This is a genomic window from Tannerella forsythia, assembly GCF_001006485.1.
GTDB lineage: Bacteria > Bacteroidota > Bacteroidia > Bacteroidales > Tannerellaceae > Tannerella > Tannerella forsythia.
This window is the reverse complement of the sequence record NZ_JUET01000050.1, coordinates 1-439: the sequence shown is the minus strand read 5'-3', so window position 1 is coordinate 439 and position 439 is coordinate 1. Positions and strand designations below refer to the sequence as shown.

The 439-nt window shown below is 52.8% G+C and carries 2 protein-coding genes; one reads left to right on the top strand and one right to left on the bottom strand.

The annotated features are described in order from the left end of the window. A partial coding sequence (locus Tanf_RS16650; protein WP_046824788.1) for a gamma-glutamyltransferase occupies nucleotides 1-248 on the top strand: 248 nt, incomplete at its 5' end. Nucleotides 249-285: 37 nt separating this feature from the next. Here Tanf_RS16650 and Tanf_RS16645 read toward each other — a convergent pair. After that, nucleotides 286-439 (bottom strand): YrhB domain-containing protein (locus Tanf_RS16645; RefSeq protein WP_201774576.1); only part of this gene is annotated, 154 nt, incomplete at its 5' end.

Sequence of the window (439 nt, the reverse complement as noted above, 5' to 3'; positions counted from 1 at the left end):
TCGATTATGGCTTGAACGTCGCCGAAGCGACCAATGCGCCGCGTTTCCACCATCAGTGGTTGCCGGACGAGCTGCGTGTCGAAAAAGGGTTTAGCCCGGATACGCTCAAGCTGCTGGAAGCAAAAGGTCAGAAAGTGGCGCTGAAAGAGGCGATGGGCAGTACACAAAGCATTATGGTTGGGCCGGACGGTGAGTTGTACGGCGCATCCGACCCGCGCTCGGTGGATGATTTAACGGCGGGGTACTAAGGTTAGCGGCCCTCTTCGTGGGAAGAGGGCTATTTTGTCAGGGCAAGCCGAAGGTAGCCTTTTTTATTTCGTAATCCTGTAGATATTCTTCCAGCGGTTTTGCCGTTCCCAGAGAATGAATTTCACCACTGTCTTTATCAATAATAAAAGGTGCGTTACCAGCTAAGCGCGCGGCCTCATCTCCAGTTTCG